This is a genomic window from Deinococcus radiotolerans (genome assembly GCF_014647435.1).
GTDB lineage: Bacteria > Deinococcota > Deinococci > Deinococcales > Deinococcaceae > Deinococcus > Deinococcus radiotolerans.
Map to the genome: position 1 here is coordinate 1 of NZ_BMPE01000038.1, position 9,438 is coordinate 9,438.

8 protein-coding genes are annotated in these 9,438 nt (G+C 67.0%); 5 read left to right on the forward strand and 3 right to left on the reverse strand.

Annotated features, from left to right (window positions below; translation table 11 throughout):
- Positions 1-111 precede the first annotated feature (111 nt).
- The 3 genes from IEY63_RS21840 to IEY63_RS21850 form a co-directional block, all read right to left on the reverse strand.
- Positions 112-357, reverse strand: coding sequence for a hypothetical protein (locus tag IEY63_RS21840; RefSeq protein WP_189071104.1), 246 nt, complete (start codon positions 355-357; stop codon positions 112-114).
- Positions 358-898: 541 nt separating this feature from the next.
- Positions 899-1,093: a hypothetical protein gene (locus IEY63_RS21845; RefSeq protein WP_189071105.1), complete on the reverse strand. Its 195-nt coding sequence runs from the start codon at positions 1,091-1,093 to the stop codon at positions 899-901.
- A gap of 33 nt (positions 1,094-1,126) precedes the next feature.
- On the reverse strand, positions 1,127-1,843 hold the full coding sequence (locus IEY63_RS21850) for a hypothetical protein (RefSeq protein ID WP_189071106.1): 717 nt from the start codon (positions 1,841-1,843) through the stop codon (positions 1,127-1,129).
- Positions 1,844-2,392: 549 nt separating this feature from the next.
- Here IEY63_RS21850 and IEY63_RS21855 point away from each other — a divergent pair.
- From IEY63_RS21855 to IEY63_RS21875, 5 genes are all read left to right on the forward strand, one after another.
- A complete protein-coding gene (locus tag IEY63_RS21855; RefSeq protein ID WP_189071107.1) occupies positions 2,393-2,710 on the forward strand; it encodes a hypothetical protein in 318 nt (105 codons plus the stop codon).
- Between the two features lie 321 nt (positions 2,711-3,031).
- Complete coding sequence (locus tag IEY63_RS21860; protein WP_189071108.1) at positions 3,032-4,960, forward strand: Ig-like domain-containing protein; 1,929 nt, start codon at positions 3,032-3,034, stop codon at positions 4,958-4,960.
- A gap of 945 nt (positions 4,961-5,905) precedes the next feature.
- Positions 5,906-7,066 (forward strand): flagellar assembly protein T N-terminal domain-containing protein, encoded by a 1,161-nt coding sequence (locus IEY63_RS21865; RefSeq protein ID WP_189071109.1) that lies wholly within the window; start codon positions 5,906-5,908, stop codon positions 7,064-7,066.
- 7 nt (positions 7,067-7,073) lie between these two features.
- Positions 7,074-7,772: a hypothetical protein gene (locus tag IEY63_RS21870; protein ID WP_189071110.1), complete on the forward strand. Its 699-nt coding sequence runs from the start codon at positions 7,074-7,076 to the stop codon at positions 7,770-7,772.
- A 61-nt stretch (positions 7,773-7,833) separates the two neighbouring features.
- Positions 7,834-8,475 (forward strand): CsgG/HfaB family protein, encoded by a 642-nt coding sequence (locus IEY63_RS21875; RefSeq protein ID WP_189071111.1) that lies wholly within the window; start codon positions 7,834-7,836, stop codon positions 8,473-8,475.
- The last annotated feature ends 963 nt before the right edge of the window (positions 8,476-9,438 follow it).

Below are 9,438 nucleotides of genomic sequence, written 5' to 3' on the forward strand. Positions count from 1 at the left end.
ATGCGCCTCCCAGTCTGCTGCTCGATTTGCAATCAGACTGGCACCGGAAACAGGGGCAAGGTCAGAGACGATCTTGTCTCAGTCAGAGTGGGCCGACCAATTGGGATCACGTCACACGTACAGGTTCACCAGGCCGACGATGATGTCATTGTCGATGCCGTGCGGGACGACATTGTCGCGGCCTGCGGTGCAGCGGATATGAATGGGGCCCTGATGGTCGATCGTGACGGTCTTCTCCCACCCGACGGCGGTGGTGGGGACGCGGTTGGACGCCACGATGAACATCAACCGGTTGAGGTTCAGTTCGTCGTGACTGGATTCCGTCGACCCGGGCGAGGCGACAGGACGTTCAGGCATGCCGCGCATTCTACTGACTGAACCGCTGGGCTGCCTCACTGATTGAGTCATTCTTCTTTCAAGAGAATAAGAAAAAAATATGATGATCATTCATCAGGTGTGCAGCGGAAATTGCGGCCTGCACGAATATTCTCCCGCGAACTCCACAAAGTGTCACCGGCTGGGCAGCCCGGATTCCACAAAGTGTCACTGGAAAAAGAGCTCAAACGCCGCAAAGTGTCACCGGGAAAACTACGCCCCATTCCGCAAAGTGTCACCGGCTGGGCAGCCCGGATTCCACAAAGTGTCACTGGAAAAAGAGCTCAAACGCCGCAAAGTGTCACCGGCCCGTAGCGGCCGCGGAGAACTCAGGTGCATTCACGCGGCCGCACGCATTCCCGCACGCCCACCTCAGCCTGAACGCTGGCGTGACAGGCCGTCGCCCCCACGACCCAAAACAGCTTCCAGCGCACCGCCGGAAGAGACCGAACGTCCGCTCTCACCACCGGGCCGTGCAGGCCACCAGAGGTCCATTCCGGCAGCCAGGCGCGGATTTCACTCGTCAGTGCAGCACCACGGGCAGCGGCTCGTACACCTTCTTGCTGCCATTGTCGAAGTGCAGTGTCGCCGTGACGTTGATGCTGGTGTACCCCCGCTCTGCGCGCGCCCGGACATTCAGCGGCAGCGTAAAGAGCAGCCGCGCGCCGTCCTGCCGGAACTTCACCCCGGCGGCGCCGGTCGCGGGCCAACGGTCCACGCTGTCGAGCGCCAGTTGCCCCGCCTGACCGCCCTACCGGTAGCGGAAGTCGGCCCGTACGACCCGCACGCCGTTCGGAATGGTGTCGATGGCCAGCTGGCACAGCGCCGCCCGGCCGGCCACGAATGAAGGGCGCACCGGACCGGAGCTGGCGTCCGTGCATGTGGTGAAGAAACAGGCCACGAATTTCGGCGCCGCGCCCGCCGCACATGGCGCCGTGATCGTCATGGTCAAAGTGGCGGCTGAGGGCGCCGTGCCCGCCAGGCGGCTACCGCACGCGCGGATCTGCTGCCACGCCTGCGCGAAGCCGTTGGCGCTGAACGTGGAGGTGAGGGGTTGCCCGCCCGACTGCCGGGTGAAGCGCACGACGAGCCGCTTCCCGGCGTGTAGGCCAGCCACGATGCGCTTCACGGTGGCGTCCTGAATGTTGACCATAGCGGCCACGGGGAGGCGCATGACGACGTCCGGCAGGCCGTCACTCATGGTGGCTGCCGCGTCAACGATCTGGTGTTTGGTAATGATGCACAGCCACAGTTCCGGCCGCTCAGCGTCGCTGCAGCGCACCACCAGGGAGGTGTCTCCAGCGACGTCATTGACCTCGTGGAGCCGGAGGAAGCTCTTGTTCACGTCGGTGATCGGGTCTTGGCGGTACGACCAATCCGTCTGGGTGCCGGGCATCCGGTCGACGGCAGCAGCGGACGCGGCCAGGGTCGTCAGGAGCACAGCGGTCCAGCGGGCAAGGCGGGGCATGGATGCCGTTCTGTGCCTCGCTCACCCCCCACGCAAGCGATTCCGAGACAGTGACCAGCGCAGGCGGGAGGCCAGCGTCTGGCAACGCCTGCAGGTGTGAAGGCCCCGACCGGTGGACGGCTTGGCCACGGCGCGGTCGCCAGCGGGCCGGCAGGCGCAAGGCAGGCCTCGTGGGGCCCCTTTGAGGTCTGGGACCGCCGAGGGGCGCTCCGCTGGACGTCCTGGCGCGGCCCTGGGTGTGCAGGGGCAGAGCGGCATGGGGCGCAGTGTCTGGGCAGACACAGCGGGAGCGGTGGCCTGGGCCCATACGGTCAGGAGCGGCCCGGTGCTGGGAGTTCCGTACAGCGGCCGCGGTGCGGCCGGAGGTGAACCCAGTCGAGGGCCAGCCGGACGCCTGGCGTGGAGCTGGGAGGCCCGCCGCGCCGGCCCGGAGGACCTACCCCGACCCTGAGGCGTTGTGGGGGCGCAGGTCACCGCCCAGCCGATCTCGAGACCGAAGCGGGCGAGCAGCGTGAACTCCAGTCGCTCGCTGGAGCGCTGCACGTCCACGTGGTACCCGAGGAAGCCGGAACCGTCAGGGTCAAGCAGCGCCTGGGTGAAGTCTGGGTCGTCGGCCAGCGCTTCGAGCAGCGGGAGCGTCACCGTCCCGTACCGGAGGGCCTGGGCCCGCAGGTCAAGGGGAACGACCTTGAGAATGGTCGCCTGCTCGCGCTCCTGCAGGCGGCCACTGAGGAGCAGCGTCCTGAGCAGCTCCAGGTCCTGCGCGGCCAGCGCGTCCCCGAGCAGGGCGCTGCGCAGGGCGGGCGGGGTCCACCAGAAGTGGGCGGTGGTGCCTGCACGACCTGTGTTGGCCGGAGGACACGTTGAGGGCAGACTGCTGGTGCGACCGGCCTTTCAGGCGCTGCTTGGCCACCCGTTGGGGGAAGACCACATATCTTCTGCACAGCGGAAATCGGCGAGCTAAGGTGCGCTTTGCTTGAAAAAGTTAAGGTGGAGGTTTTTCGTGTGAAACGGTCTTTGCTTATTTTCCCCATGATGCTGACGTTGACATCCCTCATGGCCTGCGGCGTGCCGAACAGCACAGTGCCCGCCGTCGCAGACCCTCACGTGCAGACCGCGCCAGTCACGCTGGGTCTGCCTGAATTCGCTCAGGCCTCTACCTCGCGAGTCGGCACGCAGGGTGTTCCAGTGGGCACCACCACGGCCGAACTGGCCGTTTTTGATGGTGCGGCGGAAGTACTATTCGACGCGAACGGCAAAATCGTAAGCAGCGGTGGCGGCCGCATCCAGCTCACGCCCAACTCCAGCAGGCGCACCGTCGCGCTGCTCGTGGGACACACGTACAACTTCAAGATCACCGCGCGGGACGGCGCAGCCACCCCCAACGACCTGGCGTACGGCGAGAAGAATAACGTGGCGGTGACCGGGGCCACGACCCTGACCCTCAATCTCAAAACGCTACTGGGTGCCGCGCAGTTGAGCCAGACCCGCGTTCAGAACGGTGCCGTTGAGCTGGCCCTGAACGTCTCCCCGAAAGGCCGGCCGGACCTAGCGGTACCGGAAGACGACTACACCGTCAGCTACGCCGTGACGGGCGGAACCATCCTTACGGAATCGAAGCTCGGCCTCCAGATTCAACCCACCGAAGCCACCGTGAAGGTGGTGGCCACCGTCAGCGGCAGCACCGCACCGAACGTGGACGGCACGGTCACCACCACCCTGACGCAGGCAGGGGACAGCAGCGGCAGTGTCGGCGCTGACCTGACCTCACCCACCGTCGCGATCACGACCCCAGCGGACACGGCGTCCGTGAATGCCACCACTGCTACGACCATCACCGGAACCGCCACGGACAATGCCGCGGTCTCACGAGTCGAGGTCTATGACGGCGTCAGGCTCCTGGGCACGGCCACCCTGTCCGGGACCGCCTGGAGCATCCCCTGGACGCCGGACAGCGGGAGCCACACCGTCACCGCGGTCGCCTACGACGCGGCCGGCAACACCGCCCGCGCCAAGGTGGGCGTCGCGACGCTTGATCCCACCTTCGGGCTGGGCGGAAACGTCAATGGAGCGGTCAGCAGCACCCAGAACGATATCGCCAGGGACGTGCTCGTCCAAAGTGACGGCCGGATCCTCCTGGGGGGAATCGTGAACGCATCCACGGGTGGAGGTTACACGTACGCCCTGTCCCGCCTGAACGCGAACGGCACGCTGGACACCACGTTCGGTACGAACGGCAGAGTCACGACCGATTTTGACGGCAACGGGTCCACCAACGACGACCTGATGGCCCTGGCGCAGCAGAGCGACGGCCGTATCATTGCCGTCGGCCAGACGAATTACGGCATTGCCGTCGCCCGCTACACAAGCACTGGCGCGCTCGAATGGAAACGGCGGCTCATGTTCGGGACCATTCAGGATCAGGCGAACAGCGTCGCCCTTCAGGCCGACGGGAAAATCCTCGTGGCGGGGATCACCGTGACGTCCAATGCGGCCAACACGGCCGACGCGTTTGTCACCCGCCTGAACCCCGACGGGTCCACCGATACCAACTTCGGCTCAGGTGGCCTGGTCAAACCAGACTTCAATGGCGTCTGGGAGGCGGCCAACGCTGTCACGGTGCAGAGTGACGGGAAAATCCTCGTGGCGGCCAGCGGGGGCAACACCAACACCGTCATGCTGTACCGGCTGACCGGTGCCGGTGCCGTCGACACCACCTTCGGGACTGCCGGGAAGGTGTCCGCCGCGCAGGGGGGCGCCGACGTGTACGCCATGGTGGTGCAACCTGACGGGAAGATCGTCACGGCTGGCAACCAGCTCGCGCGCTTCACTGCGGCGGGGCAGCCGGACGCCACATTCGGGACGGGCGGCTTCACCACCCTCTCGAGGGCGGCCACGGACGCGGTGCTGTTGAGTGACGGCCGCATCATGATCCTCGCTGGAGGCTTCCGGCGGTTCACCGCCGAAGGCGCCGTGGATGCCACGTTCGGCGGCGGTGGCTTCATGCGTGGGGGCGGGAATGCGGTCGCCGTCCAGCCGGACGACAAGGTCGTGGTGGCGGGATCGGCCCTGGTGAACAATCAAGACGATTTCTTCAGCATGCGCATCCTCCCCTGAGCCCGGATGGTGATTCCAATCGGCCCGCCTCCGACCAGGAGGCGGGCCGATCTTGACCCCTTAGATTGGGCGGCTGGTTCATCCTGACCGTACGCCCCGTCGCCACCGATTCCCCTGTCAGCGGTGGCGCGCTGCGGCTGTATCACCGCTTGCTCCTGAGCCGATGGGATGAACAGCACCAGCTCCACGGCCGCAATCTCGTCGTCCGTCACGAACCCCCGTCACGTCTGGCCACGCGGTGGGCGTCAAGGCGTCCGTTCCTGAACCGTTCCGCCTCTCCAAGCGTTCGAGGCCAAGGCTGCGGGAGCACATCGTCATGCTCATCCGGGTGACGCTCAATCATACCGGGCGCGAGCACTGCGGCTCCGGCACCAAGGGTGCCCTGACCGTGTCTGTTGAGGAAGCCAAGGGCTTGGCCCCGCACTGAAGATCAGGTGCGCCCACGCCTCCGGCCTGCCCTGCCTGAGCCCGGCGGCCATCAGGCTGGCGGTGCTGACGGCCGCCCCACCGGATAGTGCGCAGCTGGACGCACGCCGGCTGGGCCGCTGACTTTCAGCTGCAGCGCTCCAAGGCCAGCGGGAAACGCTCAACTGGGTCGTGTTCCGGCCCACTGTGTGGTGGGAGACGGGTCGCCAGATACGACCCCAGCGTTACGCAGGCACCGGTCCATCCGAGGCCACGAACACGCCTAGCGGTCATGGGATCAATTGGCAGCTCGTCGGACTTTATGAACATGGTGAGCCTGACCTGACCGGCAGTTTGCAGATGCAGCGGTGTTTCACGCGACGCCAGATGACGCTACCTCATCCTACATTCACGCTGAACTCAGACGTGAGCACAAGGCGGCCCCATAACCGTCTCACCTGAGTGTCGTTGATCCATATTCCCCACTCCTTCCATCTCCGTCCAGGTGGTGCCTGCCACCACCACAAGTGAGGTCGCTGCATGCACACACGTCCCCTCAAGGCCCGCACCCGGGTGGCTGGCCTTGGCCTAGCCCTCCTGCTCAGCGCGTCCACCGGCCCGGCCGCCGCGCAGACCAGCGTCGCGGCGGCCACCATTACCGCCACCCAGACGGTGCAGGTGACGGGGCAGGCCACCGTCACGACCACGCCAGCCGCCGCGCGGCAGGCGGCCCTCAACGACGCCATCCGCGCGGCCATCGAGCAGGTCCTCGGCGCGTACGTCAGCGCGTCCAGCACGCTGCGCAGCACCGAAGCGTTCGAGCAGTTGCAGCAGCGGCTGATCAAACGCGCCGACGGCTTCGGCCGGATCGTCCAGGTGCTCACTGAGCGGCAGGAGGGCAGCACGTACAGCGTGACCGTGCGGGTCGCGGTCGCCCGGCCCAGCCTGGAACAGGAACTCAAGGCGTTCCTCACCCAGAAGGGGGACCCCCGGATCCTGGTGGTCATTCCCGAGCAGGTCCTCCGGCGGGTCGTTCCGGACCCCGCAGCCGAGACCGAAGTGCAGCGCGCGCTGATCGCCGCGGGGTACCGCGTCGTTGATCTCTCCCAGAGCCAGCTGAACGCGGCCCGCGACGTCATCCGGGGCGGCGCGGTCGACCTGCAGGCGCGCCGCGAACTGGCCACGCGCTACCAGGCGGATCTGCTCGTCACGGGCGAGGCGTTCGCCGAGGAGTACGGCGCGGTCCTCAGCCAGCGGGCCTACACGGCGCGCCTCGAACTGAAAATCGTGGATCTCGCCACCGGGCAGGTGATCTACAGTGACGCGTTCACCGGCGCCGGTACCGCCGCGACCGACGCGGTCGCTGGGAAGACCGCGCTGCAGAACGTCGCGCGGACCGCCACGCCGTCCCTGCCGGGCGCCCTGCTCGGCTGGCTGAGCGGCAGTGGCAAGGCCGCGGGCCGCACGTTCACCGTGCGGTTCCTGCAGGTGCCCACCTTCCGGGCACTGAACGACAGCCTCGCGCTGCTGCGCGGCAGCGCCGGCGTGCAGGCCGCCCTGAACCGGCAGTTCGACGCGGCTGGCGCGCTCGCGGAAGTGGAGTACGCCGGCTCGCCCGAGGAGCTCGCGCAGCTCCTCGAAGACCTGGGCTTTACCGTCACCGGCCTCAGCGCCGGGGAACTCACCGTCACCTACCGCTGAGGTTGCCATGAAACGACGCCTGCTCCCTGCCCTCCTCCTCACCGCCGTGGCGTCCGCCCAGGACACCGGGGCGCCCGTCTCGCCCCAGCAGTTCCTGAAGACCGAGGGTGTCCAGACCACCTACACCGTCCAGAACGGTGACCTGAACCCAGCCGACGCCCTGAACCTGATGCTGCAGTGCGCGCCGCCCATCTCCGCCCCGTACGACAGTGACCGCGACGGCCGCAACGACACCCTGCGCGTCTACGGGTTCGCGATCGTCTCGGCGCAGGTGTACCAGGTGCGGGGCGTCACCGCCATGGCGCCCGCCATTCAGAAAGCGCAGCTGCGGGCCAACGGCGCCGCGGCGGAATTCTTCGGCGGTCTGCGCACCGCCGTCGAGCGCGGGCTGGACTCCCGCAACACCACGGCGAGCGCCGTCGACAGCGGTGACCTGAAGCTCTCGGATCTGGCGGTGGAAACCGTTCGCGACACCGTCTCCACGAACGCGCAGGCGCTGCTGCGCGGCGGCCGCATCACCGGGCACCGCATCGTCAGTCTCGGCAATCAGGGCCTGTGCGTCGTCGCCCGGTACGAGTTACCGCTCGATCAACGCGCGCCCACCAGCCCCAGCAGTGAGCTGCCGGCCGGCCCACCAGCCCCGGCCCGCCCAGCGGGAAGTGGCGGCTTTACCCCTCCTCCGCCCGGCACCACCGGCGATTTCTGACCCGCAGCGCGCACGCTGACCCCATCCCCCAGCCCCTCCCCACCCATGCAAGGAGTTCACCATGACCACCCTCCGACTGCTCGCCCTGACCCTCGCTCTCGCCGCGCCGGTGGCCGCTCAGACCGCGCCTGCTGCGCCGGTCACGCCCCCCGCACCCGCCGGAACGGCCGCCCTGCCCGAAGGGCAGGTGAGCATTGCGATCGGAACGTTCAAATGCAAGGCCGCCAAATGCTACGTCGACCTCGGTGAAGGCGTGGCCGACGCCCTGACCACCGCGCTGCTCAACACGGGCAAGTTCGCGGTGTATGAGCGGGAGAACACGAGCCAGCTCACCGAGGAAGCCTTCTTGAAAGGCGGGACCGCGTTCGAGAGTGCTGACCTGCTGATCTTCGGTTCGATCACCCAGTACGAGCCGGACGCTTCCGGCGGCGGCGTGAGCTTCCTCGGCATCTCGATCGGTCAGAAGAGCAGCAGCATCGCGATGGACCTGCGCATCGTGGACGCCCGCACGCGCCGCATCATCGGCGCCACGCAGGTGCAGGGCAGCGCGTCCGGGAACAGTTTCAACATGCAGGGCCTGCTGCCGGTTGACATCGGAGCCAAGTCCAGCCCGCAGATTGAGGCGGCCATCTCCCAGATGCTGAATAACGCGGTCAAAGACCTGCTGCTCAAGGTCCCCGCCACCTATTACCGCCTGCAGTGAGGGCCGAAGGCCTGCGTATCTGCAGGCCAGATGTGATCCGCGGCGGGCCGCGACATCGCGGGCGTGTCAGCCCCTCTCATCGCCACCGTGAGCAACGACAGCCTGCCCGACATGACCGGCCTAACCTGGGCGCTCCAGGAGGGCCGGTCCTTTCACGACGTGCTTCGGCCTTCCCGACCAGGCGACCGAAACGCCGCACCTGCCTGGTCCCCATAGTTTCTGAGTGAGTGCTGGGCACCCTTCGCTGGCTTTTGAGCCCAAGGGGCTCAAACCTGCCGCGCCGCTCTAGGGAGATCTTCCATCTCGCCGTTGGCGTTCACGGGCCTCCCCAGACCATGAAACCCGACGAATGGGTTGCTGACGATGTCGCTGTCCGGTACGCGGCGAGTTGCAGGGCGTCGGCGAGGACGACGGGCGCTGGTGGGGGCGGGAAAGATCAGAAGGTGCTGGCGTTGGCGGGCCCAGCTGCTCGGGAGTCCGCGGGCGTCGTCAGGGCTGGAACAGGCGAAAGAACGCGTGGTATCCACCGGCCCGTGGGCCAGTGGACGAGGAAGGGGCCAAAGCCGTTGCGGGACAGCAATCCGCCAGTTGGCGGACTGGCAGGGGCCTGTGCTGCGTGGCAGATGCGGAGGGTGCACAGGAATCGACGGACCGCAGTATTCAGAGGCTGGGAGGGTCGCCCTAACGACCTCTGAACGGACTGACGCGAGCCGGGGCGAGCGGTAGCGGTTGAATGGGAAGCGTTGGCGCGTGCTGTTGGCGCCAGGGTAGGCCTCCTCGCTGTGCGCAGGGGGCGCGGTTCCGGGGTTGGCCCACCTGAGCGGTCATGCGGTGACGGCGAGAGTTGAGAGGTTCAAGTGAGCCCCTGGTGCCACGTGCAGTGTGGTGGCTCCTCTAGCTGTACTTCGGGGAATATTCATCAGCGTCGTCCTGGCCAGCATCTGCGATGCTGGCCTTCTTGTT